The sequence below is a fragment of the Limnohabitans sp. TEGF003 genome (genome assembly GCF_055395455.1).
This window is the reverse complement of record NZ_AP029225.1, coordinates 359,800-385,451: the sequence shown is the minus strand read 5'-3', so window position 1 is coordinate 385,451 and position 25,652 is coordinate 359,800. Positions and strand designations below refer to the sequence as shown.

Sequence of the window (25,652 nt, the reverse complement as noted above, 5' to 3'; positions counted from 1 at the left end):
AAGGGCATCAGGGAAACATCCAACAGCCAGCGGCGGTGCGCCGTGCATAATGGACACAATTTAAAAATTTGAGGTTGATTATGCTTGACCGTGAAGGCTTTAGGCCGAACGTCGGCATCATTCTGCTCAACCAGAAAAACCAGGTTTTCTGGGGCAAGCGCATCCGCACCCACAGCTGGCAGTTTCCGCAGGGTGGCATTGACCGGGGCGAAAGCCCTGAACAGGCCATGTTCCGCGAACTCCATGAAGAAGTGGGGCTCCACCCGGAGCATGTGCGCATCGTGGCCCGGACCCGTGACTGGTTGCGCTATGAGGTGCCAGACCGCTTCATCCGCAGGGATGCACGCGGTTTTTACAAGGGCCAGAAACAAATCTGGTACCTGCTGCAGTTGGTCACCCACGACCACCATCTGAACCTGCGCGCCACTGACCACCCTGAGTTCGACGCCTGGCGTTGGAACGATTACTGGGTCCCGCTGGATGTGGTGGTGGAGTTCAAGCGCGGTGTTTACGAGATGGCGCTGACCGAGTTGGCGCGCTTTCTGCCGCGCCAGGACCGCCAAAACCGCTATTTGCGCAGTGGTCACCGCTCGCCTCGCGAAGGCAGCGAACCAGAAGGTCAGCGACCCGACATGCAGCCCCCCATGCACATGGAGTTACCGCCTGGGGCCAGCTTCGACCCCAATCCGCAAGGCTGACACCTCAGGCGGGAGCACCCGGCAGCACCTGCGTTGTCAGCGGCTCAGGATCAGGTTGTCGCGGTGCACCATCTCGGGTTCGGCGGTGTAGCCCAGCAAAGCCTCGTACTCGTGCGAAGGCTTTCGGCACAGCAAACGGGCCTCGGCACTGGCGTAATTGGCCAGGCCCCGGGCGATTTCGGCCCCTTGTTCATCCCGGATCGCGATCACATCGCCGCGTGAAAAATCACCGGCCACGCCCGTCATGCCAATGGGCAACAGGCTCTTGCCTTCGGTCAGCACTTTGTGGGCCGCGCCCGCATCCACCGTGACCGAGCCGCGCAGCTGCAGATGGTCGGCCATCCACTGTTTGCGGGCCTGCTGCTTGGCCGTTTGCGCCACCAGCAAAGTGCCCATGTTGTCGCCCTGCGCCAGGCGCAGCAGGGCATCGGGCTCGCGCCCCCAGGCGATCACGGTGGACGCGCCCGAACCCGCAGCCCGCTTGGCCGCCAGGATTTTGGTGATCATGCCGCCCTTGCCGATGCTGGAGCCCGCACCGCCCGCCATGGCTTCCAGCGCCGGGTCACCGGCACGGGCTTCATGGACAAAAGTGGCTGCGGGGTCTTTGCGCGGATCGGCGGTGTACAAGCCTTTTTGGTCGGTCAGGATGACCAGCAAGTCGGCTTCGATCAGGTTGGCCACCAAAGCGCCCAAGGTGTCGTTGTCACCGAACTTGATCTCGTCGTTGACCACCGTGTCGTTCTCATTGATGACCGGGAGCACGCGGTGCTGCAAAAGGGTGAGCAAGGTGGAGCGGGCATTGAGGTAACGCTCGCGGTCGGCCAGGTCGGCGTGGGTCAGCAGCACCTGGGCGCTGCCCATGCCGTTTTCGCGCAGCTTGGTTTCGTACATCTGCGCCAGGCCCATCTGGCCCACGGCAGCGGCCGCCTGCAGGGCCGGCACTTCGCTCGGGCGGGTGGTCCAACCCAGGCGCTTCATGCCTTCGGCGATCGCGCCGCTGGAGACCATGACCACTTCCTTGCCCTGGGCACTGAGCAGCGCCATTTGACGGCACCACTCACCGATGGCCCCATCGTCCAGACCGCGTCCCTCGTTGGTCACCAGGCTGGAGCCCACTTTGACGACAATGCGGCGCGCATCGCGCAAGAGGGTGGAAACGGCGGCAGAGGTCATGCTTCGGGGAGTGCTGGACGTGAGAGGCAAAGGATCTTCAGCGCAAAACGCGAATCAATCGTTATCAGAGGGCAGTGGCTTGAAACGCGGATCGTCGGCATCGGGCTCTTGCGGCTTGTCCTGCTCCTTGAAGCGGGGGTCGATGTCCACCACGCCTTGTTCGATGATTTGCTGAGCCCGGATGTGCTTGTAGATCTCTTTGATCAGCGGCTCGCAGCCTTCGCGGGTCAGGGCCGAGATCTGGAAAACCGGGCCTTTGTAGCGCATGCGCTTGATGAAGTCCTTGACGCGGGCTTCGCGCTCATCAGCAGGCACCATGTCCAGCTTGTTGAGCACCAGCCAGCGCGGCTTGTCATAGAGCTTGGCATCGTATTTTTTGAGCTCGGCCACGATGGCCTTGGCTTGTTGCACCGGGTCGACGTTCTCGTCGAACGGGGCAAAGTCGACCACATGCAGCAGCAAGCGCGTGCGCTGCAAATGGCGCAGGAACAAGTGACCCAGACCTGCGCCCTCAGAGGCGCCCTCGATCAAGCCCGGCACATCGGCCACCACAAAGCTTTGCTCCGGACCCACGCGCACCACACCCAGGTTGGGGTGCAAGGTGGTGAAGGGGTAATCGGCAATTTTGGGCCGGGCGTTCGACACGGCCGCAATGAAGGTGGATTTGCCTGCGTTGGGCATACCCAGCAGCCCCACGTCGGCCAGCACCTTCAGCTCCAGCTTGAGCTCTTTCTTTTCACCGAGCCAGCCGGGTGTTTTTTGGCGCGGGGCGCGGTTGATCGCGCTTTTGAAGCGCATGTTGCCAAAACCACCGTCACCGCCCTTGGCAATCATGATGGTTTCACCGGGCACCAGCAGTTCATACAGCACTTCGCCAGTTTCGGCGTCGCTGATGATGGTGCCCACGGGCATTTTGAGGATGACGTCGTCACCCGCTGCACCAAACATGTCGGAACCCATGCCGTGCTGACCGCGTTTGGCCTCGTGACGGCGTGAATAACGGTAGTCGACCAGGGTGTTCAGGTTGATGTCGGCATAGGCGTACACATGGCCGCCGCGACCGCCATCGCCCCCGTTGGGGCCACCAAACTCTTTGTACTTTTCGTGGCGGAACGAGACGCAGCCGTTCCCGCCGTCACCTGCGGCGATGTCAATATAGGCTTCGTCAACGAACTTCATGAGATTTCCAGTGTAGCTTGGGGATCACTGTCAAAAGATCAGCGGTCCAGAATGCGAAAAGCCCCGGCTTGCGGGGCTCCTCTTTGCCATGGGCGAGACAGGCTTAAACAGCCGGTGTCACGTTGACCATGTGCTTGCTGAGCTCACCTTTGGTGGAGAACGACACGTGGCCGTCGACCAGGGCAAACAAAGTGTGGTCTTTGCCGATGCCGACGTTGTTGCCAGCATGGAATTTGGTGCCACGTTGACGAACGATAATCGAGCCAGCGCTGATCAGTTCACCACCGAAAGCCTTGACGCCGAGCATTTTTGGCTTGGAATCACGACCGTTGCGCGTAGAGCCGCCGCCTTTTTTCTGTGCCATGACCTATTCTCCTCAGGCAGCGATTGCACCGATTTGCAGTTCGGTGAACTGCTGACGGTGACCCTGACGTTTCTGATAGTGCTTGCGACGGCGCATCTTGAAGATGTGCACTTTGTCGTGCTTGCCATGAGCCAAAACAGTGGCTTTGACTGTGGCGCCGGACACCAGGGGCGTGCCGATTTTCAAGTCTGCGCCGTTGCCGACTGCGAGAACTTGATCGATCACGATTTCCTGGCCAACGTCCGCAGCAATCTGTTCTACTTTAATTTTTTCGCCAGCGACAACACGATACTGTTTGCCACCGGTTTTTATGACCGCGTACATATTTGACCTCTTTGAATGGAAGTTTCCAAGGGCTGATCCCCAAGGAACCGGCAATTTTAGCACGATACCGCCTTGCCAGGCAAATGCTCAGGCAGCCACAGGCCTCGGAGGGGCCGAACCGCGCAGTGCGGTCCCTATAATGCGTGCAGTTACAAAACCTCACCGTTCACCGCCCTCGCCGCCCCGGTCATGCCGGGACACCCAGCCGGAAACTCCATTTGTCTGCCTCAGAACACAGCACAGCCGCCGTCCTTGAACTGGTGGCCCCCGACATGGCCGAAGTCGATCGGGTGATCGCCCAACGACTCGACTCAGGCGTGCCTTTGGTGGGTGAGGTGGCGCGCTACATCATTTCGGCTGGCGGCAAACGCCTGCGTCCGGTGCTCTTGCTCTTGACTTGCGGTGCCTTGGGTTACTCCGGTAGCCAGCGCCACAATCTGGCCGCTGTCGTCGAATTCATCCACACCGCCACCCTGCTGCACGATGACGTGGTGGACGAATCGACCCTGCGCCGGGGCAGGCCCACGGCCAACGAAAACTTCGGCAACCCAGCCAGTGTGCTGGTGGGCGATTTTTTGTATTCCCGCGCCTTCCAGATGATGGTGGACGCGGACAGCATGCGGGTGATGCAAACCCTGGCCGACGCCACCAATGTGATCGCCGAAGGCGAAGTGCTGCAATTGATGAACATGCACGACGCCTCGCTCGACGAAGAAGGCTATTTGCGCGTGATCCGGTCCAAAACGGCCAAACTGTTTGAAGCCAGCGCACGCCTTGGGGCCATCCTGGCGGGCAGCCCCGCCGCCACCGAGGCCGCTTGCGCCCAGTACGGCCAGGCTTTGGGCACGGCATTCCAGGTGATCGACGATGTGCTGGATTACGACGGCAACACCGCCGAAATGGGCAAAAACCTGGGAGATGACCTGCGCGAAGGCAAGGCGACATTGCCTTTGATTTTGGCCATGCAACTGGGTAGCGACAGCCAAAGACAAACCGTGCGCGAAGCGATCGAGACGGGCAGCGTAGAGCGCTTGGCCGACATCGTGGCCATCGTGCGCGAAACCGGCGCACTGGAAGCCACACGCAACGCAGCGGCCTCCGAGGCACAGCGGGCCATCGATGCGGCCATGCAGCTGCCTGACAATGCCCATCGCCAAGCCATGGTGGTGTTGGCATCACAGTTGCTGAACCGCAGAACCTGACCGGGCGGATCGGCCATGAAACTGCCCAGCCACTTTGCTCGTGCCCTCGCCACCTTGGCCTGCTGCGTGTGCCTCGGCGCGCAAGCCAGCCCCAAATGGGAAGCGGTCATGCTCAACGACCAAGGCTTGTTCTACATCGACCCGAAGTCCATCACCGAAGAAGACGGCCGGAAAAAAGTGTGGAGCGCCCTGGATTACAAAAAACCGCAAAGCACAGGCGATGGCAAGCCTTACTTGTCGATCCACTCACAAATTCAGCTCAATTGCAAATTGAAGATGGCGCGGGTGCTGCATTTGACGTATTACACCGGTCCGATGCTCACAGGCCAAGTGGTCAGCCGCCAGGGCATGTTGCACGAATGGCTGGACATTGATCCCACCTCACCCATTCAGAAAATCGCCCGACGCGTTTGTTGAGTGTTCAGCGGACAAGTAGGCACCTGTGCAGCGCAGACAGGTGGTCTCAAGTCAGCTGATGAGCTCACTCGACAACCAGACGGCAAGGCTCCTTGATTTTGAGCTCTTGCCGCTTTTCTTCGCAGTAGCGCATGGCCCGGCGAGCACCCTCCGCCGCCATTTTGATGTGCACAGAACACTGCAAGCTCATTTTTTCAATGTCGCTGTGGTTGTCAAAAGCAGCCGCACAGCGGCTGTTGGCCGTCATCTCCGGCTTGGTTTGTCGCCAAACCATCTTCAGGCCTTCCGGGATATCCCGCACCCGCACGGTGGGGTAAACCTCAGCCGCCATCAGCTGCGCAGCGCACGCCCACAGCAAAACCGTCAGACCCGGATTCATCGCGCAAATTCTGGCTTTCATGGTTGTCCTCCTCGATGGCCTAAACCCGTCCTTCACAGGGCCTTCAATGCCGCGCATCCCTCAGCCGGATCACCTCTTCACGCAAATCATGGGACCATGCACGGCGGTCGCGGCCTTGGGCCCATTGCAAGTCACCGAAACGAACCACCGCCGTGATCCGTGGCGCTGTCAGGGTACGCCAGATCGACCCCAGCAAGGTGTCATCGCCAATATAACAAGGCGCAAAACTCGGCTCGCCACTGCGCGCATCCAGAAACTGAAGGGACATGGGTTGAACCGGGGCTTCGGCCTGAATGGCCGACTGGATCAGGTTGGCATGGAAAGGCAACACATCACGCCCATCACTGGTTGTGCCTTCCGGGAAAACCGCAACCACATCGCCGTTCTTCATGGCATCGGCCATGTCCTTGACCATGCGCAAGGCATCTTTTCGGCTGGTGCGTTCGATGTAGAGCGTGCCCGCCCCCGTGGCGAGCATGCCCACCAAAGGCCAGTCGCGGATGTCGGATTTGGACACAAAACGGCAATGCCGGGCCGCATGGATGACCGAAATGTCCAACCAGGAAATGTGGTTGGCCACGATCAAGGCCGGGCCGTTGGACACAGGCTGCCCCAGCACCTTGAGGTGAATGTCCCACAAGGCGAGAAACTGCAGTGCCCACGCCTGCACACGCATTTCACGCTGCTCGGCGTTGAACTGGGGAAAGCGGACATAAATCGTCCACATGCCGACCAACACGTGCCATAGACCACGCAGCAACTTCCAAATCGCACGCAAGGTCCGCATCACGCACTCATGCCCTGGTCATCCACAGCTTGGAACAAGGCATCCTCAACGCCCGATCCGCTCGGGCATGACAGCGCCCGCTCGGGTGACCACATGGCGCAACACCCCTCAAGCCTCGAACGCCACATGCCCGCCAACCACAGTGGCCAACACGCGACCAGGCAGCTCGTAGCCGGAAAACGGCGTGCTCTTGCCTTGGCTGCGCAGCGAAGCTTCGGTCACCAGCCAATGGCCCTCGGTCGACAGCACGCAGACATCGGCCACGCCGCCCACCGCCAGATGACCCACCGAGTCCCGCAGGCTGCCCAGCGTCGACCCGAGCACACGGGCCGGGTCGGCCGTGATGCGCGACAACACTTGCGACAAAGACAGCCCGGACTCTTGTCCCCACTTGAGCGCCAGACTCCACAGCAGTTCCATGCCTGTGGCACCGGGCTCGGCCTCGGCAAACGGCAGCGCCTTGGCGTCGGCATCGACCGGGGTGTGGTCGGACACCAGCACGTCCAGCGTGCCGTCGGCCAGGCCTGCGCGCAGGGCATCGCGGTCGCGCTGCTGGCGCAACACGGGCACCAGGCGCGCGCGGCTGTCGAAGTAGCCCATGTCGGCATCGGTCAGGTGCAGTGAGTTGATGCTCACGTCGGCCGTGACCGGCAAGCCCTCGGCCTTGGCCTGGCGGATCAGCTCAACACCCTGGGCGCTGCTGATGCGGCACAAGTGCACACGGGCACGCGTGCTGCGCACCAGCTCAAAAATCGTGTGCAGGGCAATGGTTTCGGCCGCCACCGACACGCCCGACAGGCCCATGCGTGTGGCCAAAGCGCCGCTGGCGGCCACGCCTTTGCCCAGGTGCAGCTCTTGTGGACGCAGCCAGACCGTGAAGCCAAAGGTGCTGGCGTATTGCAAGGCGCGCTGCAGCACCTGGGTGCTGGGGATCGGCACCTCGGCCTGAGAAAAACCCACACAACCCGCGGCCGTGAGCTGGCCCATTTCGGTCAGCACATCGCCTTTCAGGCCCACGGTGAGTGCACCCAGCGGCAGCACACGGGCCTGGTGCAGTTTTTCGGCGCGGTAACGCAGCATCTCGACCAGACCGGGTTCGTCCAGCACGGGATCGGTGTCGGGCGGGCAGACCAGGCTGGTCACACCTCCGGCCACGGCCGCGGCCATTTCGCTCTCCAGCATGCCTGCGTGCTCCTGGCCGGGTTCGCGCAAGCGCGCCGCCAGGTCCACCAGGCCTGGGGCCACGATGCTGCCCTCGGCGTCGATCACGCGGTTGGGTGTGAAGTCGGCGGGGGCCTGGCCCATGGCCACGATGCGACCGGCAGCGATCGCCAGATCGGCGGTTTGGTCAAAGCCGCTGGCCGGGTCGATCACGCGGCCGTTTTGGATGAGTAGTTTCATGGTGTCAGTCCTCACGCCTCATTGCCGGCCACGATGCTCATCACCGCCATGCGCACGGCGATGCCAAAGGTCACCTGCGGCAGGATCACGCTTTGTTGCCCATCGACCACGGCGGAATCAATCTCCACGCCCCGGTTGATCGGCCCCGGGTGCATGACGATGGCGTCGGGCTTGGCCAGTTGGAGTTTTTCGGGCGTCAGGCCAAAGCTCTCGAAGTATTCCTGGCTGGAAGGCAACAGCGCACCGCTCATGCGCTCGTTTTGCAGGCGCAGCATGATCACGACATCACAGCCCTTGATGCCCTCTTCGAGGTTGTTGAACACGCGCACGCCCATTTGCGCCATGTCGGCGGGCACCAGGGTTTTAGGGCCCACCACACGCACTTCGGCGCAGCCCAAGGTGGTGAGCGCGTGGATGTCGGAGCGCGCCACGCGCGAATGCAGCACGTCGCCCACGATGGCCACGGTCAGGTTGGAAAAATCCTTCTTGTAGTGCCGGATGGTGTACATGTCCAGCAGGCCCTGGGTGGGGTGGGCGTGGCGACCGTCACCCGCATTGACCACGTGCACATGCGGCGCGACATGCTGGGCAATCAGGTAGGGCGCACCCGATTCGCTGTGGCGCACCACAAAGATGTCGGCCGCCATGGCGCTCAGGTTGGCGATGGTGTCGAGCAGCGATTCGCCCTTGCTGGCCGAAGAGCGAGCGATGTCGAGCGTGTAGACATCGGCCGACAGGCGGGTGGCCGCGATGTCGAAGGTGGTGCGGGTGCGGGTGCTGTTTTCAAAAAACAGGTTGAACACGCTCTTGCCACGCAAGAGGGGCACTTTTTTCACCTCGCGGTCACTCACGCTGACGAAGCTGGCCGCCGTGTCGAGGATGTGCGTCAGGATGTCCTTGGACAGGCCCTCGGTGGAGAGCAGGTGGATCAGCTCGCCGTTCTTGTTGAGTTGGGGGTTGTTGCGTTTGTAGAGCATGTTGTTTTCACCTCAATCAGGCTTTGTTCTCCACTTCAAAACTGAAACGGCCAGCCACATCGCGGGCCAGCGCCAACGATTGCGTCTCCGGCAGGGCCACTCGAGCGGCGGCAAAGTCGGCCTGGATGGGCAGCTGGCGACCACCCCGGTCCACCAGCACGGCCAACTGCACCCGGGCGGGTCGGCCGTAGTCAAAAATTTCGTTGAGCACCGCGCGAATGGTGCGGCCGGTGTAGAGCACATCGTCGAGCACCAGAATGTCGGCCCCATCGACCTCAAAAGGCAAATGGGTCTGGCCGCCTGCAGACAGGCCGCGCTGGGCAAAGTCGTCGCGGTGCATGACCGACGACACCTGACCTGACTCACCGGGCAAGCCCAGTTCACGCTGCAGGCGCTCGGCCAGCCAGGCGCCGCCCGAGGTGATCCCCACCAGGCGGGTGTGGGCCGTGCACAGGCTGCGCACACCGCGCAGCAGCTCCAGGTACAAGGCCTCGGCGTTCAGGGCCAGTGCGCTCATGGGATGTTCCTTAAAAATTGGTCCAGGATGATCGCCGCCGCCGCTGCGTCGGCATCTTTGGCGCCATAAGAATGGGCTTCGGTGGTGGTGTAGCGCTCATCCACCTCGTACACCACCAGGCCAAAGCGGCCGCGCAGCTGGCGACCGAACTTGCGGGCGCGCAAGGTGTTTTCGTGCTCGCCGCCATCGGGGTGGGTGGGCACACCGATCACCAGCGCGTCGGGCTGCCACTCTTGGATGCGTTTGGCGATGTGCTCAAACCGGGCATCACCCTCGGCGGCAATCGTGCCTTGCGGCGTGGCCGACTTCATCAGCCGGTTGCCCACGGCCACGCCAGTGCGCTTGAGCCCGTAGTCAAAGGCCAAAAAACTTTGGTGATGGGCGGGAACGGTGTTCTCGGGGGTGCTACTCATGCGTGCCCCGCGTCTGGCGAGAGCATCCAGCTTTTTAGCCCCAACAGGTCCAGGGCGCGGTCGTAGCGCTCGGCCATGGGCACCTCAAACACCACATCGGCCGAAGCAGGCACCGTGAGCCAGGTGTTTTCACTCAACTCCGACTCCAGCTGCCCCTCGCCCCAGGCCGCATAACCCAAAGTGACCAGCACGCGGCGTGGCCCCGCACCCGAAGAAAGGGCTTCGAGCACATCGCGTGACGTGGTCATCTCCAGCCCACCGGGGACCGTGAGGGTGGAGGCGTAAATGGAGCCGCCATCCAGTTCAGGCTTGTCCATGCGCATGGGGTCGTGCAGCACAAAACCGCGCTCGGTCTGAACCGGGCCGCCATGGCCCACCGGGTTTTCCACCAGGTCTTCACGTCGCAGAGGCAAATCCACCTTGTCAAACAGCAAACGCATGCTGATGTCGGCCGGTTTGTTGATGATCAGACCCATGGCCCCACGGGGGCTGTGCTCGCACATGTAAACGACACTGCGGGCAAATGTCTCGTCCTCCAACCCGGGCATGGCGATCAGGAAATGATGCTTGAGGTCAATCGAGGCAGAATCGGCGGTCATGCACCGATTTTAGCGGCCCTGTCTCTGCGGACGGGGTCAAGGGTGCATTGTTTGACCCAACCCGGCATACCCCGATGGAAACCCCTTTTTCTTGTGGCCTGGTCTGGCTGCGGCGCGACCTGCGCGTGAGTGACCATGCGGCCCTGCACCAGGCCCTGAAGCACTGCCAACGGGTGCATGTGGCCTTCGTCTTTGACACCGAGATTCTCGACGCCCTGCCCCGCGCTGACCGGCGGGTCGAATTCATCCGCGAGTCGCTGGTCGAGGTCGATGCCCGCTTGCGCGAACTGGCGGGCCACCCCAAAGCTGGCCTGATCGTGCGCCACGGCGTGGCCAAGGACAAAATCGTCAAACTGGCCCAGCACCTGCAGGCGCAGGCCGTCTTTGCCAACCACGACGACGAGCCCCAAGCGCTGGCCCGCGACATCCAGGTGCGTGGCCACCTGGCCGACCACGGCATCGTGCTGCACACCTTCAAGGACCATGTCATTTTCGAGCGCAACGAAGTGCTGACCCAGTCGGCCAAGCCTTTCAGCGTGTTCACGCCCTACAAAAACGCCTGGCTGAAGAAAGTCACCCCCGAAGACCTGCAGGCTTTTGAAGTGGCAGCGCTGGCCCAGCGCCTGGCACCACGCCCCGACGACCTGGCGCACCCCGTGCCCAGCCTGGCCGACATCGGCTTTGAGCCCACCAACCTGCAGGCCCTGAAAATCCCCACGGGTGAGTCGGGCGCGCAGGCCTTGCTGCAAGACTTTTTGACCCGCATCGACCATTACGAAGACACGCGCAACTTTCCGGCCGTCAAAGGCCCCAGTTATTTGAGTGTGCATTTGCGCTTTGGCACCGTGTCGATCCGCCAGCTGGCCCGCGAGGCGCATGCCCGCATGCAGGCGGGCAGCACGGGGGCGAGTGTGTGGCTGTCGGAGCTGATCTGGCGCGACTTTTATGTGCAGGTGCTGCACAACTTTGCGCATGTGGGCCAAGGCCAAAGCTTCAAACCCGACTACGACGCCATCCGCTGGGAGCACGGCCCGCACGCCCACAAGCTGTTTGACGCCTGGTGCGAAGCGCGCACCGGCTACCCGTTGGTAGACGCGGCCATGCGCCAGATCAACCAGACAGGCTATATGCACAACCGCCTGCGCATGGTGGTGGCGAGCTTTTTGGTGAAGGATTTGGGCATCGACTGGCGTTGGGGCGAAAAGTACTTCGCCACGCACCTGAACGACTTTGATCTGTCGGCCAACAACGGCGGCTGGCAATGGGCCAGCTCCAGCGGGTGTGACGCGCAGCCTTACTTTCGCATCTTCAACCCGATCAGCCAAAGCGAAAAGTTCGACCCCGAAGGCAAATTCATTCGCCGCTATGTACCCGAGCTGGCGGCCTTACCCACGGCCGCGTTGCACGCGCCCTGGCTGGCCAAACCCATGGAATTGCAAGCGGCGGGGGTGGTGATCGGCAAAACCTACCCGGCCCCCATCGTGGACCACGCCGAAGCGCGGGAGAAAACGCTGGCGCGGTATGCAGTGGTCAAGAAAAGCGCGGACTGATCAGATGGCGACCATCTCGAAATCTTCCTTGCGGGCTGCGCATTCGGGGCAGGTCCAGTTCATGGGCACATCCTCCCATTTGGTGCCGGGGGCAATGCCGTGCTCGGGGTCGCCTGCAGCTTCGTCATAGATCCAGCCGCAAATCAGGCACATCCAGGTTTTGTGTTCCATCACAGTGTCGCAATCAGAGAGTCGAATAGAATGATTTGATTGTATCGGGCGAGCCCGGTGCCCGGCTGAAGACCTTCTGAAGCACACTGCCATTCGCCTTTCATGACCGATCACAAGCCCGAATTCCCAACCGAGACCGACGTGCTGGATGCCGAGGACGCTGCGGGCTTGGCCTGCGTCCTGTCCTTCAATGCCAACGACCCCAGCGGCGCGGGAGGCCTGAGCTGTGACGCGACCGCCATGGCTTCGGTCGGCGCACATTGCATGCCCGTGTGCACGGGCGCTTATGTGCGCGACACCAGCAGCATCACCGACTTTTACCCCCTGGACGAAGAAGCTGTTCACGACCAGGCCCGCGCCGTGGCCGAAGACGTGCCCGTGCAAGTCATCAAAGTCGGCTTTGTGGGCACACCGGAGAGTCTGGCGGTGATTGCTGAACTCTCGGACGACTACGACGGTGTTCCGGTGGTGGCCTACATGCCCAATTTGTCCTGGTGGGAAGACGACAAGATCGACGCTTACCTGGACGCTTTTCGCGAATTGCTGCTGCCGCAAACCAGCGTGCTGGTGGGCCACCACAGCACCCTGCGCCGTTGGCTGCTGCCGGAATGGTCGGGTGAGCGCAACCCCGGGCCGCGCGACATCGCCAAAGCTGCCGCTGAGTTGGGCGTGCCCTACACCCTGGTGACCGGCCTGCCCTTGCCCGACCAGCACATTGACAACGCCTTGGCCTCGCCCGAAACCGTCTTGGCCCACGAAAAATTTGAACGCATCGAGGCCGTATTTGCGGGCGCGGGTGACACGCTCAGTGCGGCCCTCGCCGCTTTGCTGGCCACCGGCATGGACCTGCCAGAAGCCACCAGCGAAGCCCTGCATTACCTCGACCGCTGCCTGGACGAGGGCTTTCGGCCCGGTATGGGCCAGGTCATTCCAGACCGCCTGTTTTGGGCACTGCCTGAAGGCGAAGAAACCGACGGCGAAGAAGGCCCCGAAGTTCATCCCGGCGCCGATTACTTTGAAGTGCCATTCAACGAAACCAAACACTGAAGCCAGAGACAAGCCCCATGACCGACCGCAACCAAACCCTTTTTGACCGCGCCGCCCAAGTGATCCCCGGTGGGGTCAACTCGCCTGTGCGCGCCTTCCGCGCCGTGGGCGGCACACCCCGCTTTGTGCAACGCGCCCAAGGCGCTTATTTCTGGGACGCCAACGGCCAAAAATACATCGACTACATTGGCTCCTGGGGCCCGATGATCCTGGGCCACGGCCACCCGGCCGTGCTCGAAGCGGTGCAAAAAGCCGCGCTTGACGGCTTTTCGTTTGGCGCCCCCACCGAGCGCGAAATCGAACTGGCCGAAGAGATTTTGAAACACGTGCCGTCTATGGAGATGGTGCGCCTGGTCAGCTCGGGCACCGAAGCGGGCATGAGCGCGCTGCGCCTGGCGCGTGGCGCGACAGGCCGCAGCAAGTTCATCAAGTTCGAAGGCTGTTATCACGGCCACGCCGACGCCCTGCTGGTCAAGGCCGGCTCGGGCCTTGCCACCTTTGGCAACCCCACCAGCGCAGGCGTGCCGCCCGAAGTGGTGCGCGACACGCTGGTGCTCGAGTACAACAACATCCAGCAACTGGAAGAGGCTTTCCAGCTGCACGGCCAAGAATTGGCCTGCGTGATGATCGAGCCGATTGCGGGCAACATGAATTTTGTGCGGGCCAGCGTGCCCTTCATGAAACGCTGCCGCGAGCTGTGCAGCCAACACGGCGCACTGCTGGTGTTTGACGAAGTGATGTCGGGTTTCCGCGTGGCTCTGGGCAGTGCGCAAAGCGTCTACGCCCAAGCCATCCCCGGCTTCAAGCCCGACATGACGGTGCTGGGCAAAGTGATCGGCGGCGGCATGCCACTGGCAGCCTTTGGTGGCCCGCGCGAGATCATGTCCAAACTGGCCCCCACCGGCCCGGTCTACCAGGCCGGCACCCTGAGCGGCAACCCGGTGGCCACCGCCTGTGGCCTGGCCACGCTGCGCGAGATTGCCAAACCCGGCTTTTTTGATGCCCTGGGCGCTCGCACCAAAAGCCTCGTGGACGGGCTGACGGGCGCTGCCGCTGCGGCGGGTGTGCCCTTTGTGGGCGATTGCCAAGGTGGCATGTTCGGCTTTTTCCTGCTGCCCGAGTTGCCACAAAACTATGCCAAAGTGATGACCAGCGACAGCCCCAAGTTCAACAAGCTGTTCCACGGTTTGCTGGATGGTGGCGTCTACATCGCGCCTGCACTGTACGAAGCCGGTTTTGTGAGCGCGGCCCACACCGATGCCGACATCGCCGAGACCGTGCGGGTGGCGGCAGACGTGTTCAAGACACTCTGATTTGAGTCACTGACCGGGCAAAACCAAGCAGCGCTCCAGTCCAAATCGCTCAAAGTCGCGATCAAACGTGACCATGCGCAGGCCAGCGCTTTGGGCTGTGGCCGCCAGACACACATCGGTCCACAAGCGAATGGGTTGAGGCTCACCGCGACGCCCCAGCAGCTGCGCAATGGCGTCATCCAAACCGGGCGGATAGGCCAGCAAACCCACGGCAGGTGTGTCAACCCATTGGCGGTACATGGCCATGGCCTGCGTCAGATTCAACACATTGGGGCCCATCGCGCGGGGCTGAGACAGTACGCGCACCAAACCCATCATGGTCGTTCGACAAAACCACAAAGGCGTTGCGGCCACGCAGGCCGATTCCCAGTAGCGCATGGCCTGTGCGTGAAACGGATGCGCTGCGCTGCACAGCCCCACCCACACATTCACATCGGGCAAATCGCCCGGTGCCAAACGCCAGTTGGCCGAAGCCTCAGCCACGCCCCAAGGGCCGGATGGTTCGCTCATCGTCTTCCTCGTTGATCAATTCATACAAATCGGCGTTGGTCCATTTGCCCAGATCCAGCAGCAAAGGCCCCTGGTTTGGAATGACCGGGGGCCGGGCTTGGAACCGCTTTTGCGGGTCCACCACCTCGCGGGCGGACAAGCCACGTTCGACCAACTCAATGACCAGGTCACGCAGGGTTCGACCCTCTTGGGCAGCCCGGGTTTTGAGGTGCTTGAAGAGCGGATCGGGGATGTCAAGTGAAGTGCGCATATTTGCATTTTTGCATAAAAGCATCGATGCGCACAACACCAGCCACCTGCCGGGCGCCAAAGCGCCAGACAAACCGGCGATAATCCGCCCCTGCATTCACGTCCGGACCGGGCGCTTGCCTCTTCCCTTGGACTCCCGATGAAAAAGAACTTTCCCCTGCAAGCCGAAGGCAAGCACCCCGACCGCGTGCTCGAAGCCGTCAAGCACGACATCCGCAAATACTTCAAGCGTGAGCGCAACCGCAACCTGCCCAAGGGTGCAGATTTTTGGGACTTTGACTGCAAAGTGGGCCTGACCGCCGACACCGCCGAAGTGGTCCGCGTGAGCGGCGTGATCGAAGCGGTGGACGCTGCTGCGAAGTCAGGCGCAACGTCGGTCTATGTGGAGATTTTGAGCAAGCACGGCGTGCGGGTCCTCAAGCCGCAAGACCACAGCGGCGGTGAAGACCTGTTGAATGATCAGAGCCACGTCTGATTTTTAGACACCCACAGAAAGCCCGAAGAAATGGATGCCCGATCAAGTCAGGCATGACGAGAAACTGTCATACCCGCGCATGCGGGTATCCATGAGCATGCAAACCTAGATCTCCGTTCAAGTCGGGCATGACAAAACCGGGGGAGCCGTTTTTTCGCTCTAACCGGGCTTATTGGAACCGGCAGCTGCGGCGGCCCGCAACTTGTCCTTCTTGCTGGGGCGTGAACCTTTGACACCCCCATTGCCGGGTGACGGCGGTGGCGGGGTTTCGGTGGGCTCAAAGCCTGGAATTTCCTCCAAAGCGAGTTCCAGGCTTTCACGCTTCTGGATCAACTTCCAGTGCGCGAGCGCGGCAGCGGTGACAAAGCTCACAGCGTCGCCATGCGCCCCCGCCCGGCCCGTGCGGCCAATGCGGTGGGTGTAGTCGGTGGCCGAGCGCGGCAGGTCGTAATTCACCACCACCGGCAGCATGGCGATGTCGATGCCGCGTGAGGCCAGGTCGGTGGTCACCACCACATCCCAGCGGCCCGCCTTGAATTCGCTCAAGACGTCCTGGCGTGCGCCTTGGCTCATCTCGCCATGGAAAGGCGTGGCGTAGATGCCCGCTTTGTAGAGCTTGCCCGCCACATGCTCGCAGGCATAGCGCGTGGCCACAAACACCAGCACCTGCTTCCAGCCGTTTTCGGTGATCAGGTGGCGCAGCAAGGCGGTGCGGCTTTTTTCGTCCACGCGGATGGCACGTTGGGTGATGTCGGGTTGGTGGCCTTCAAACGCTTCTACCGTGATGCGCACAGGCTGGTGCAGCATGTTGGCCGCCAAGGCTTCCACCTCGGGGGCAAACGTCGCCGAGAACAACAAGGTTTGACGCTGGGCAGGCAGCAGCGCCAGCACGCGCTGCAGCTCATCGGCAAAGCCCAAATCCAGCAAGCGGTCGGCTTCGTCCAGCACCAGGTGCTGCACATCGGCCAGGCGCACAGCGTTCTGCTCGATCAAGTCGAGCAAGCGGCCAGGTGTGGCCACCACGATGTCGGCCCCACCGCGCAGCGCCATCATTTGCGGGTTGACCGAAACACCACCAAACACGGTGTTCACCTTGAGCGACTGCGGCAGCTTGTAGGCCAGGTTGGCCAGCACATCACCGACTTGCACCGCCAGTTCGCGCGTGGGCACCAGCACCAGCACGCGCACGGGGCGGCGGAAATTGGTCTGGCGCGGCGAAGCCAGCAAGTGCTGCAGCAGTGGCAACGCAAAAGCCAGCGTTTTACCCGAGCCGGTGGGCGCGGTGGCCCACACATCGGCCAACTTCAAGGCAGCAGGAATCGCTTCGGCCTGGATGGGCGTGGGGGCGTACAAGCCCATGTCACCCACAGCGCGCAAGAGCGCGGGGGTCAGGCCGAGAGTTTCAAATGTCAATGCAATCTTTCTGTCAGTGGCCACCAAGGTAGCTCAATTGCGCTTCCTTGTAGGAGGTCGCCCCTGCGACCGAATGGTGCGGGGGCTCGGTGCGGGTGTCAGTCGATGCCGTAAAAACGAACCCTTCGCGAGCGGGGGCTCGCTCCCACAGGGCAAGAAGCGTTTGTGCGCATCAATGCCGGAAGTGCCGCACACCCGTAAACACCATCGCCACGCCGCGCTCGTTGGCCGCGTCGATGACTTCCTGATCGCGCATGGAGCCGCCGGGCTGGGCCACACAGGTCGCGCCTGCATCCACCACCACATCGAGGCCGTCGCGGAAGGGGAAGAAGGCGTCGCTGGCGACCACGGTGTTTTGCAGGCTCAGCTTGGCGGCTTCGGCCTTGATGCTGGCAATGCGGGCGGAGTCGAGGCGGCTCATTTGGCCTGCGCCCACGCCCATGGTCATGCCATTTTTGCAGAACACGATGGCGTTGGACTTGACGAACTTGGCCACTTTCCAGGCGAACAGCAGGTCGTTCAGCTCTTCAGGCGTGGGTTGTTTGACGGTGACTATTTTGAGGTCGGCCAGCGCCAGCTCGTGGTTGTCGGCGCTTTGCAGCAAAAGGCCTGAGCCCACGCGCTTGGTTTCCAAAGCGTTGCGCACATGGCCGTAGTTGGCAGGCAATGCGATTTTCATCAGGCGCACGTTGACTTTGCTCTTGAACACGTCGAGCGCTTCGGCGCTGAAGTCGGGGGCCATGAGCACTTCGACAAACTGCTTGCTCACCGCCTCAGCGGCTGCCTTGTCCACCGGGCGGTTGAAGGCGATGATGCCGCCGAACGCGCTGGTCGGATCGGTCTGGAAGGCTTTGCTGTAGGCCTCGAAGGGGTTGGCGCCCACAGCCACGCCGCAGGGGTTGGCGTGTTTGACGATGACGCAAGCGGAGCTGTCGAAGCTCTTCACACATTCCCAAGCCGCATCGGCGTCGGCGATGTTGTTGTAGCTCAGCTCCTTGCCTTGCAGCTGCACGCCCGTGGCCAGCGAGCCTGCGGCAGGGGCCAGGTCGCGGTACCAGGCGGCTTGCTGGTGGCTGTTTTCGCCGTAGCGCAGGTCTTGCACCTTGACGTATTGCTCGTTGAATTGGCCTGAGAACTGAGCACGCTCGGGCACGTAGTCTTCGCTCAGTTTCTCGGCTTCAAAGTTCACGCTGGAGAGGTAGTTGCTGATCGCACCGTCGTATTGGCTGATGCGGTTGAACGCAGCCACGGACAAAGCAAAACGCAGTTTGTCGCTCAACTTGCCGTTGGACTTCAGCTCAGCGATCACATCCGCGTATTGGCTGGCATCGGTCACGATGCCCACGTCTTTCCAGTTCTTGGCGGCAGAGCGGACCATGGCGGGGCCGCCGATGTCGATGTTCTCGATGGCGTCGGCCAGTGTGCAGCCGGGCTTGGCCACCGTGGCTTCAAACGGGTAGAGGTTGACGATGAGCAAGTCAATCGTGTCGATGTTGTGCGCCTTGAGGGCCGCCATGTGCTCGGGGGTGTCGCGGCGCGCCAGCAAGCCGCCGTGCACCTTGGGGTGCAGCGTTTTCACACGGCCATCAAGCATTTCGGGAAAGCCGGTGACTTCGGCCACTTCGGTCACGGGCAAGCCTTGGTCGGCCAGCAGCTTGGCGGTGCCGCCGGTGGAGATCAGGCCCACGCCCAGAGCGTGCAGTTCTTTCGCCAGGTCGACGATGCCGGTTTTGTCAGAGACGGAGATGAGGGCTCTCATGGGGGCTTTCTTCAAAATTCAAAGGTGTTCACAGCGAGGCCGGGTAAAGGGTTCCGGCAGGTATTCAGCGGGGCTTGGCAACGCCAAGCCTCCATAGGCTCATTTCAACAAATCGTGCTCGAGCAATTTCTTGCGCAGGGTGTTGCGGTTCAGGCCCAGCCACTCGGCCGCGCGCGACTGGTTCTGGCCAGACTGGGTCATCACCACGTCCAGCAGCGGCTTCTCGACCAGCTTGACCAGCATGTCGTACAGACCGGTCGGGTCGGTACCGTCCAGATCGCGGAAATAGGTTTCCAGGTTGTCGCGGATGCAGTTTTCAATCGATTGGGGTTCGCTCATGGCGTGGTCTCTAAATCGGTGCAGGCCTCAGGGCGTGAGGGCTGGCGCGCAGGCAAACGCTCCATCTGATCGGCCAGGCCGTCCAGATAGGCGGCCACGGCGGTCAGTTGCCCGGCTGCAGTCTCAAGGGTGTTCATGTGTTCACGGAAGGCCTCGCCACCGGGCAAGGCACGCACATACCAGCCGATGTGTTTGCGCGCAGAACGCACACCGGTGTATTCGCCATACAGACCATAGTGGTCTTGCAGGTGCTCCAGCAAGGCGCGGCGCACCTCGGCGACCAAAGGCGGGGCCAGGTGTTCGCCCGTGGCCAGAAAGTGGCCGATCTCGCGAAAAATCCAGGGGCTGCCCTGCGCGGCGCGGCCAATCATCACGGCGTCAGCCCGAGTGAACCGGAGCACATCGCGGGCTTTTTCGGGCGAATCGATGTCTCCGTTGGCGACCACCGGAATCTTGAGCGCGGCTTTGACGGCGGCCACGGTGTCGTATTCGGCCAGGCCCTTGTAGCCTTGCTCGCGGGTGCGGCCATGCACGGTGACCATTTGCACCCCAGCGCTTTCAGCGGCACGGGCCAGGCTCAAAGCGTTCTTTTCGGCGTCGCACCAGCCGGTGCGCATCTTCAGGGTCACGGGCACGCCGTGGGGCAAGGCCGCTTCGACCACCGCGCTGATGATTTCCAGCGCCAGCGGCTCGTCCTGCATCAGGGCAGAACCCGCCCATTTGTTGCAGACTTTTTTGGCCGGGCAACCCATGTTGATGTCGATGATTTGCGCGCCCCGGTCAATGTTGTAGCGTGCGGCGTCGGCCATCATCTGCGCCTCGGTGCCCGCGATCTGCACTGCAATCGGGCCGGGCTCACCGTCGTGGTTGGCGCGGCGCGAGGTTTTGAGCGAAGCCCACAGATCTGGCCGCGAGGTCACCATTTCGCTCACGGCATAACCCGCGCCGAACTGCCTGCACAGCTGGCGAAACGGCCGGTCCGTTACCCCCGCCATGGGGGCCACGAACAAGTTGTTCGGCAATGGGTAAGGGCCAATCTGCATGACTGGTGGGTGCTGGAATTTGGGGGAGCCTGAATAGGATGCACGATTGTAGTTGCTCAATATTTCAGCAGCTGACATCGAAATGTGCTAGCGAAAGGGATGGGCATTTATACGCTCGGCACTGACAGGTGTGGCCAACTCACCACCCGCCTGCCGCTAAACTGCCCGCATGGAACTTTGGCTCAATCAATTGCTGCAATGGCTGGCCTTGCCGGAACATGGCCTGAGCACGGTGTTTGTGGTGGCCTTCATGTCTGCGACTTTGCTGCCCATGGGCTCGGAGCCCGCCGTCTTTGGCTTGGTGAAACTCAACCCCGAGTTGTTTTGGCAGGCGATTGTGGTGGCCACCGCAGGCAACACCTTGGGCGGTATGGTCAGCTGGTGGATGGGTTGGGGAGCGCACAACGCGGTCAACAAGTGGCGCGACTCCAGCACACACATCCGCGCCCTGGCCTGGCTGGAAAAACTGGGGCCCAAGGCCTGCTTGCTCAGCTGGTTGCCCGGCGTGGGCGATCCTTTGTGCGCGGTGGCCGGCTGGCTCAAGATGCCACTGTGGCCCTGCACGCTCTACATGGCGATTGGCAAGTTTTTCCGCTACCTGTTCATGACAGGCGCTTTGCTCTGGCTGTTTCCATCCTCATGAACATGACCAAAATCCTTTTGACGGGCCTCTTGCTGTTGCTCATGACCGTGGCGGTCGGGATCGGCCTGGCTTGGGCACCCGATCGGTCGGTGGACACCTTGAAAACACGTTGGGCCGCTGCGCCCTCACGGTTCATTGAACTGCAAGGGATGCAGGTGCACCTGCGCGACGAAGGCCCTCGGGATGACCCCGAGCCCATCGTGCTGATCCACGGCACCTCGGCCAGTCTGCACACCTGGGATGGCTGGACCGCCGCGCTCAAGCACCAGCGACGCGTCATCCGCATGGACCTGCCCGGATTCGGCCTGACCGGACCTGCCCCTGATGGCGACTACCGGATGGAACGGTATGCAGACTTCATCGTGGCCCTGATGGACCAACTGCGGGTTCGCCAAGCCATCTTGGCTGGCAACTCGCTGGGCGGCGGCATTGCCTGGCGCACCGCCGTGCAACACCCCGACCGTGTCAGCCGCCTGGTGCTGGTGGATGCCACGGGCTACCCCTTGCAATCCACCTCGGTGCCGCTGGGCTTTCGGCTCGCGCAGATTGAGGGGCTCAAACCGGTCATGCGCCAACTCCTGCCCCGCCGCATGATCGAGGCCAGCGTGCGCAATGTGTATGCCAACCCGGACCAGGTCACGCCCGAACTGGTGGACCGCTATTACGAATTGACGCTGCGTGCGGGCAACCGTGAGAGCCTGACCCAGCGCATGAAGCTGCGCGAGACCGATGCCTTGTCTGCCGGGCTGATCCCCGGCATCCGGCAACCCACCCTGATCCTTTGGGGTGCACAAGACAGGCTCATCCCTGAGCCATCTGGCCAACGCTTTCACCAGGACATCGCAGGCAGCCAATATGTGGTGTTCGAGGGTCTGGGGCATGTGCCCCAGGAAGAAGACCCGCTGCGCAGCGTGGCGCCGGTGCTGAAGTTTCTGGCGCTCCAGCCCTGACCCAGCAACATGTCCAAACAAAAAACCGCGCCATGGCGCGGTTTTTTCGTTGCAGCTGTGACAGGGTCAGGAGCTGAACAGGAAGTTCATCACATCGCCATCCTTGACGACGTACTCCTTGCCTTCGGCGCGCATCTTGCCCGCGTCCTTGGCGCCTTGCTCGCCCTTGAAGGTGATGAAGTCGTCAAACGCGATGGTCTGGGCGCGGATATAGCCTTTTTCAAAGTCGGTGTGGATCACGCCAGCGGCTTGCGGGCCGGTGTCGCCTTTGTGGATGGTCCAGGCGCGCACTTCCTTCACGCCAGCGGTGAAATAGGTTTGCAGGCCCAGCAAGTCATAGGCCGAGCGGATCAGGCGGTTCAGGCCGGGCTCGTCCTGACCCAGCTCCTTCAGGAATTCCAGGCGGTCGGCGTCGTCCATCTCGGACAACTCGGCTTCGATCTTGGCGCAAATGGCCACCACAGGCGCGTTTTGCTTGGCGGCAAAGGCTTTGAGGCGATCCAGGAAGGGGTTGTTCTCGAAGCCGTCTTCCGACACGTTGGCCACAAACATGGCGGGCTTGGCCGTGATGAAAAAGAACTGCTTGAGTTCGGCGCGTTCTTCCTTGCTGAAGTCGATGGTGCGCACCGGCTGGGTGTCGTTCAGGGCAGTCTGGCACTTTTCCAGAATCGCCATTTGCTTGACAGCGTCTTTGTCGCCGGAGCGGGCAATTTTGCTCACACGGTGGATGGCTTTTTCCACAGCCGCCAGGTCGGCCAGGCACAGCTCGGTCTGGATGACCTCGATGTCGGCGATCGGGTCCACCTTGTTGGCGACGTGGATCACGTTGGGGTCTTCAAAGCAGCGCACCACGTTGACGATGGCGTCGGTCTCGCGGATGTGGGCCAAAAACTTGTTACCCAAGCCTTCGCCCGTGCTGGCCCCGGCCACCAGGCCCGCGATGTCCACAAACTCGACGATGGCCGGCACGATGCGCTCGGGCGAGATGATGTCGGCCAACTGCTGCAGGCGCGGATCGGGCACCTCCACCACGCCGGTGTTGGGCTCGATGGTGCAAAAAGGGTAATTCTCAGCCGCGATGCCGGCTTTGGTCAGGGCGTTGAAAAGGGTGGATTTGCCGACGTTGGGCAAACCCACGATGCCGCATTTGAGGCTCATGAAAGGCTTTCGGTGATTCGGGAAGTAACCAGTGATTTTAACGAGTGCCCCGGCCCTGCTGACTTTGGCTGGATGCCATCGGGTATCCGTGGTGGCCGAAGGCAGCAGGCATGCCCCCGATCGCGTCGGGGGCGGCAAAAGCCTAGGTCTGGGGAGGCAAAGGCCCAAACAAGGGCCCCCACCTACAATACAGACCATGGCAAACCCTCCCGATATTTGCATCCGTGGCGCTGGCATCGTCGGCCGCACTTTGGCCTTGCTGCTGGCCCGCGAGCGACTGAACGTGGCCTTGGTCGAGTCGCCCATGGCCAGCACCACGCCCGACGTGCGTGCCTACTCGCTCAATGGCGCGGCCATGGCCTTGCTGCAAGACCTGCGCTGCTGGCCCGAGCCCCCTGCCGTGACCCCGGTGCACCAGATGCAGGTCTGGGGCGACCACGGCGGCCAACTGAACTTTGGTGCTCGGGAACAAGGCGTGGCTGAGCTCAACTGGATGGTCGATGTGCCCGTGCTGCAAGAGCGACTGGCCCAGGCCGTGCAGTTTCAGCCCCTGATTCAAGTGGTGAATGCCCCGGTGGCAGCCCCGCTCACCGTGGTGTGCGAAGGCCGCGCGAGCCAGACACGCGCCGAGCTGGGTGTGGGCTTTGACACCACGCACTACGAACAACATGCCGTGGCCACACGCCTGCAGTGCGAACGCCCGCACGAAGGCATCGCCCGGCAATGGTTTGGCTGGAGCCACGCCCCCGGCCTGTCGCAGCCGCAAGCCGAAGTGCTGGCTTTGTTGCCTTTGGGTGGCGAAGGCGCACGCGAAGTGGCGCTGGTCTGGTCGGTGCACCCACTGCGGGCGCAAGAGCTCATGGCCCTGAACGCCGAAGACTTTGCCGCCGCGCTGACCGAGGCCTGCAGCCACGCACTGGGCGGCATGCAACTGTCGGCCGAGCGCGCGGTGTGGCCGCTGCAGCTGGCCCGAGCCGAGCGCTGGATCGGCCCCATGCCGGGCGCTGCCAAGCAATCGTTCGCCTTGGCCGGCGATGCGGCCCACGCGATGCACCCCCTGGCAGGCCAGGGCCTGAACGTGGGCCTGGCCGATGTGGCCGAGCTGGTGCAGGTCATCCGTGTCAAGGAATTCTGGCGCCCCTTGCACGACCTGAAACTGCTGCGCCGCTACGAACGCGCCCGCCAAGCCGATGTGCAGGCCATGGGCTGGGTCACCGATGGCCTGCAGCGCCTCTTTGCCCAGCCTGGTCCGGTCTGGCAAAACCTGCGCAACTGGGGCATGCGCGGCTTTGACCGCAGCGGTCCGCTGAAACACTGGATGACGCAACGCGCCATGGGCCAAAGTGCGGACAAAGCCCACCTGGTCAGCTGACCCGAACCCTTCACTTTTCCCGAACCCGAAAGCCTCTGCGATGAAGTTTGTTTTTTCCAAGTGGGCCCTGATCGTGGCCACCACCGTCCTGTCGCTGGGCACCGCGGTGGCCCAGGAAGCGGCCATTCGCAAAAACCTGAGCGAGCGCCTGCCCAATTTGCCCAAGATCGACGAGGTGAGCAAAACCCCGATGAATGGCCTGTTCGAAATCCGCATGGGCAACGAGGTGATGTACAGCGATGCCGACGGCAGCTTCCTGATCCAGGGCGCCCTGATTGACGTCAAGCAAAAGCGCAACCTGACCGAAGAACGCATGGAGAAACTGTCGGCGATTGCCTTTGACCAGTTGCCGATGAAAAGTGCCTTCACCCAGGTGCGCGGCAACGGCAAACGCAAGCTCGCCGTGTTTGCCGACCCCAACTGCGGCTACTGCAAGCGCTTTGAAAAAGACCTGCAAAAACTGGACAACGTGACCATTCACCACTTCCTCTACCCCATCCTGGGCGAAGACTCGAAGACCAAGTCGCGCAACATCTGGTGCGCCAAAGACAAGGCCAAAGTCTGGAACGACTGGATGATCAACGGCACCACGCCTCCTACAGCCAACTGCGATGCATCCGCCGTGGACACCGTTGTCGAATTTGGCAAAAAGAACCGGATCACGGGCACGCCCATGCTGCTGTTCGCCGATGGCACCCGCGTGCCCGGCGCGGTGCCCATGGCCCAAGTCGAAAAAATGCTGGCTGACCTCAAATGACCCCACCACTGATCGAAGACCCGACCTGGCGGCTGATCCGTCGCCTGGGCTATGCCGGACTGATCCCCTTTGTGTTCCTGGCTCTGTGCCTGTGGCTGGTCGGCCCCGACCTGCACCCGTATGTGGCGCTGTCCATGCAAGGCTATGGCGCGGTGATCGTGTCGTTTTTGGGGGGCATCCATTGGGGTGTGGGCTTTCGCAATGCCCTGATCACTCCTAACGCGCCGCGCATCCACTTCACCTGGGGGGTCGTGCCTTCGCTGCTCGCCTGGGTGGGCGTGATGATGCCCGCCTTTGCCGGTTTGCCCCTGCTGGGCTTTGTGCTGATCGGCTGCTACCTGATGGACCGCCGCACCTGGCCTGCCGCGGGACTGGCCCCCTGGCTGCCCATGCGCCTGCAGCTGACCACCGTGGCCAGCCTGAGCTGCTTTTTGGCGGCGGGCGCAACCTGA

General features: G+C 62.2%; 31 protein-coding genes. 12 read left to right on the top strand and 19 right to left on the bottom strand.

Going from position 1 to position 25,652, the window contains the following annotated elements:
* Positions 1-80: 80 nt before the first annotated feature.
* The gene (locus tag ACZ5RT_RS01975; protein ID WP_108427047.1) at positions 81-698 is read left to right on the top strand and encodes an RNA pyrophosphohydrolase; all 618 of its coding nucleotides are present in this window, start codon (positions 81-83) and stop codon (positions 696-698) included.
* Positions 699-734: 36 nt separating this feature from the next.
* On the opposite strand, the gene proB is transcribed toward ACZ5RT_RS01975, so the two are convergent.
* The 4 genes from proB to rplU form a co-directional block, all read right to left on the bottom strand.
* Complete coding sequence (gene proB, locus ACZ5RT_RS01970; RefSeq protein WP_291926205.1) at positions 735-1,871, bottom strand: glutamate 5-kinase; 1,137 nt, start codon at positions 1,869-1,871, stop codon at positions 735-737.
* Positions 1,872-1,925: 54 nt separating this feature from the next.
* Positions 1,926-3,050, bottom strand: a complete 1,125-nt coding sequence (gene cgtA / locus ACZ5RT_RS01965) for an Obg family GTPase CgtA (RefSeq protein WP_291926202.1) — start codon at positions 3,048-3,050, stop codon at positions 1,926-1,928.
* A 103-nt stretch (positions 3,051-3,153) separates the two neighbouring features.
* Positions 3,154-3,414 (bottom strand): 50S ribosomal protein L27, encoded by a 261-nt coding sequence (gene rpmA / locus ACZ5RT_RS01960; protein WP_019430604.1) that lies wholly within the window; start codon positions 3,412-3,414, stop codon positions 3,154-3,156.
* A 12-nt stretch (positions 3,415-3,426) separates the two neighbouring features.
* Positions 3,427-3,738 (bottom strand): 50S ribosomal protein L21, encoded by a 312-nt coding sequence (rplU, locus tag ACZ5RT_RS01955; RefSeq protein WP_090141645.1) that lies wholly within the window; start codon positions 3,736-3,738, stop codon positions 3,427-3,429.
* Between the two features lie 218 nt (positions 3,739-3,956).
* Between rplU and ACZ5RT_RS01950 the strand changes: the two genes are divergently transcribed.
* Together ACZ5RT_RS01950 and ACZ5RT_RS01945 are read left to right on the top strand one after the other, a co-directional pair.
* Positions 3,957-4,940, top strand: coding sequence for a polyprenyl synthetase family protein (locus tag ACZ5RT_RS01950; protein ID WP_291929696.1), 984 nt, complete (start codon positions 3,957-3,959; stop codon positions 4,938-4,940).
* A gap of 15 nt (positions 4,941-4,955) precedes the next feature.
* A complete protein-coding gene (locus ACZ5RT_RS01945; RefSeq protein ID WP_422172033.1) occupies positions 4,956-5,357 on the top strand; it encodes a surface-adhesin E family protein in 402 nt (133 codons plus the stop codon).
* 64 nt (positions 5,358-5,421) lie between these two features.
* Here the strand turns inward: ACZ5RT_RS01945 and ACZ5RT_RS01940 are convergent, their stop codons facing one another.
* From ACZ5RT_RS01940 to ACZ5RT_RS01910, 7 genes are all read right to left on the bottom strand, one after another.
* Entirely contained in the window at positions 5,422-5,757 is a 336-nt protein-coding gene (locus tag ACZ5RT_RS01940; RefSeq protein ID WP_146179620.1) for a hypothetical protein, read from the bottom strand.
* 43 nt (positions 5,758-5,800) lie between these two features.
* Positions 5,801-6,544, bottom strand: a complete 744-nt coding sequence (locus ACZ5RT_RS01935) for a lysophospholipid acyltransferase family protein (protein WP_291929703.1) — start codon at positions 6,542-6,544, stop codon at positions 5,801-5,803.
* A gap of 108 nt (positions 6,545-6,652) precedes the next feature.
* The gene (locus tag ACZ5RT_RS01930; protein ID WP_464453340.1) at positions 6,653-7,945 is read right to left on the bottom strand and encodes a dihydroorotase; all 1,293 of its coding nucleotides are present in this window, start codon (positions 7,943-7,945) and stop codon (positions 6,653-6,655) included.
* An 11-nt stretch (positions 7,946-7,956) separates the two neighbouring features.
* Positions 7,957-8,922, bottom strand: a complete 966-nt coding sequence (locus ACZ5RT_RS01925; RefSeq protein ID WP_108427055.1) for an aspartate carbamoyltransferase catalytic subunit — start codon at positions 8,920-8,922, stop codon at positions 7,957-7,959.
* A 16-nt stretch (positions 8,923-8,938) separates the two neighbouring features.
* Positions 8,939-9,439, bottom strand: a complete 501-nt coding sequence (gene pyrR / locus ACZ5RT_RS01920; protein WP_291929707.1) for a bifunctional pyr operon transcriptional regulator/uracil phosphoribosyltransferase PyrR — start codon at positions 9,437-9,439, stop codon at positions 8,939-8,941.
* The gene (ruvX, locus tag ACZ5RT_RS01915) at positions 9,436-9,852 is read right to left on the bottom strand and encodes a Holliday junction resolvase RuvX (RefSeq protein ID WP_291929709.1); all 417 of its coding nucleotides are present in this window, start codon (positions 9,850-9,852) and stop codon (positions 9,436-9,438) included. The genes pyrR and ruvX overlap by 4 nt, the downstream gene beginning before the upstream one ends.
* Entirely contained in the window at positions 9,849-10,451 is a 603-nt protein-coding gene (locus ACZ5RT_RS01910) for a YqgE/AlgH family protein (RefSeq protein ID WP_108427058.1), read from the bottom strand. Before ACZ5RT_RS01910 ends, ruvX begins: the two co-directional genes overlap by 4 nt.
* A gap of 74 nt (positions 10,452-10,525) precedes the next feature.
* Between ACZ5RT_RS01910 and ACZ5RT_RS01905 the strand changes: the two genes are divergently transcribed.
* Positions 10,526-12,001, top strand: coding sequence for a cryptochrome/photolyase family protein (locus tag ACZ5RT_RS01905; RefSeq protein ID WP_464453339.1), 1,476 nt, complete (start codon positions 10,526-10,528; stop codon positions 11,999-12,001).
* On the opposite strand, the gene ACZ5RT_RS01900 is transcribed toward ACZ5RT_RS01905, so the two are convergent.
* Positions 12,002-12,172 (bottom strand): rubredoxin, encoded by a 171-nt coding sequence (locus ACZ5RT_RS01900; RefSeq protein WP_090045047.1) that lies wholly within the window; start codon positions 12,170-12,172, stop codon positions 12,002-12,004.
* Positions 12,173-12,274: 102 nt separating this feature from the next.
* On the opposite strand from ACZ5RT_RS01900, the gene thiD reads away from it, so the two are divergent.
* Both thiD and hemL read left to right on the top strand, forming a co-directional pair.
* Positions 12,275-13,219 (top strand): bifunctional hydroxymethylpyrimidine kinase/phosphomethylpyrimidine kinase, encoded by a 945-nt coding sequence (gene thiD, locus ACZ5RT_RS01895; RefSeq protein ID WP_464453338.1) that lies wholly within the window; start codon positions 12,275-12,277, stop codon positions 13,217-13,219.
* Positions 13,220-13,236: 17 nt separating this feature from the next.
* Positions 13,237-14,532, top strand: a complete 1,296-nt coding sequence (gene hemL / locus ACZ5RT_RS01890; RefSeq protein ID WP_464453337.1) for a glutamate-1-semialdehyde 2,1-aminomutase — start codon at positions 13,237-13,239, stop codon at positions 14,530-14,532.
* Positions 14,533-14,538: 6 nt separating this feature from the next.
* Here hemL and ACZ5RT_RS01885 read toward each other — a convergent pair whose 3' ends face one another.
* Both ACZ5RT_RS01885 and ACZ5RT_RS01880 read right to left on the bottom strand, forming a co-directional pair.
* The gene (locus tag ACZ5RT_RS01885; RefSeq protein WP_464453336.1) at positions 14,539-15,042 is read right to left on the bottom strand and encodes a TA system VapC family ribonuclease toxin; all 504 of its coding nucleotides are present in this window, start codon (positions 15,040-15,042) and stop codon (positions 14,539-14,541) included.
* Positions 15,008-15,292 (bottom strand): hypothetical protein, encoded by a 285-nt coding sequence (locus tag ACZ5RT_RS01880; RefSeq protein ID WP_464453335.1) that lies wholly within the window; start codon positions 15,290-15,292, stop codon positions 15,008-15,010. The genes ACZ5RT_RS01885 and ACZ5RT_RS01880 overlap by 35 nt, the downstream gene beginning before the upstream one ends.
* 138 nt (positions 15,293-15,430) lie before the next feature.
* On the opposite strand from ACZ5RT_RS01880, the gene ACZ5RT_RS01875 reads away from it, so the two are divergent.
* Complete coding sequence (locus ACZ5RT_RS01875; RefSeq protein ID WP_464453334.1) at positions 15,431-15,766, top strand: DUF6172 family protein; 336 nt, start codon at positions 15,431-15,433, stop codon at positions 15,764-15,766.
* 159 nt (positions 15,767-15,925) lie between these two features.
* Here ACZ5RT_RS01875 and ACZ5RT_RS01870 read toward each other — a convergent pair whose 3' ends face one another.
* The 4 genes from ACZ5RT_RS01870 to dusB all read right to left on the bottom strand — a co-directional run bounded on the left by ACZ5RT_RS01870 (position 15,926) and on the right by dusB (position 20,320).
* Complete coding sequence (locus tag ACZ5RT_RS01870) at positions 15,926-17,179, bottom strand: DEAD/DEAH box helicase (protein WP_464453333.1); 1,254 nt, start codon at positions 17,177-17,179, stop codon at positions 15,926-15,928.
* Between the two features lie 172 nt (positions 17,180-17,351).
* Positions 17,352-18,938: a bifunctional phosphoribosylaminoimidazolecarboxamide formyltransferase/IMP cyclohydrolase gene (gene purH / locus ACZ5RT_RS01865; RefSeq protein ID WP_464453332.1), complete on the bottom strand. Its 1,587-nt coding sequence runs from the start codon at positions 18,936-18,938 to the stop codon at positions 17,352-17,354.
* Positions 18,939-19,037: 99 nt separating this feature from the next.
* Positions 19,038-19,277: a Fis family transcriptional regulator gene (locus ACZ5RT_RS01860; RefSeq protein ID WP_108427067.1), complete on the bottom strand. Its 240-nt coding sequence runs from the start codon at positions 19,275-19,277 to the stop codon at positions 19,038-19,040.
* Positions 19,274-20,320 carry a tRNA dihydrouridine synthase DusB gene (gene dusB / locus ACZ5RT_RS01855; protein ID WP_464453331.1) on the bottom strand — a complete coding sequence of 349 codons (1,047 nt, stop codon included), beginning with the start codon at positions 20,318-20,320 and terminating at the stop codon, positions 19,274-19,276. The genes ACZ5RT_RS01860 and dusB overlap by 4 nt, the downstream gene beginning before the upstream one ends.
* A 169-nt stretch (positions 20,321-20,489) precedes the next feature.
* Here dusB and ACZ5RT_RS01850 point away from each other — a divergent pair, with 169 nt between their 5' ends.
* Positions 20,490-20,963: a YqaA family protein gene (locus tag ACZ5RT_RS01850; RefSeq protein WP_108427069.1), complete on the top strand. Its 474-nt coding sequence runs from the start codon at positions 20,490-20,492 to the stop codon at positions 20,961-20,963.
* 2 nt (positions 20,964-20,965) lie between these two features.
* Positions 20,966-21,913: an alpha/beta fold hydrolase gene (locus tag ACZ5RT_RS01845; RefSeq protein WP_424375237.1), complete on the top strand. Its 948-nt coding sequence runs from the start codon at positions 20,966-20,968 to the stop codon at positions 21,911-21,913.
* Positions 21,914-21,979: 66 nt separating this feature from the next.
* Here the strand turns inward: ACZ5RT_RS01845 and ychF are convergent, their stop codons facing one another.
* On the bottom strand, positions 21,980-23,071 hold the full coding sequence (gene ychF / locus ACZ5RT_RS01840; RefSeq protein WP_291927193.1) for a redox-regulated ATPase YchF: 1,092 nt from the start codon (positions 23,069-23,071) through the stop codon (positions 21,980-21,982).
* 196 nt (positions 23,072-23,267) lie between these two features.
* On the opposite strand from ychF, the gene ACZ5RT_RS01835 reads away from it, so the two are divergent.
* The 3 genes from ACZ5RT_RS01835 to ACZ5RT_RS01825 are packed head-to-tail and all read left to right on the top strand — an operon-like array spanning position 23,268 to position 25,652.
* Positions 23,268-24,443, top strand: a complete 1,176-nt coding sequence (locus ACZ5RT_RS01835) for an FAD-dependent monooxygenase (protein WP_464453330.1) — start codon at positions 23,268-23,270, stop codon at positions 24,441-24,443.
* Between the two features lie 40 nt (positions 24,444-24,483).
* Positions 24,484-25,200 (top strand): DsbC family protein, encoded by a 717-nt coding sequence (locus tag ACZ5RT_RS01830; protein WP_464453329.1) that lies wholly within the window; start codon positions 24,484-24,486, stop codon positions 25,198-25,200.
* Positions 25,197-25,652, top strand: a complete 456-nt coding sequence (locus ACZ5RT_RS01825) for a DUF3429 domain-containing protein (protein WP_464453328.1) — start codon at positions 25,197-25,199, stop codon at positions 25,650-25,652. Before ACZ5RT_RS01830 ends, ACZ5RT_RS01825 begins: the two co-directional genes overlap by 4 nt.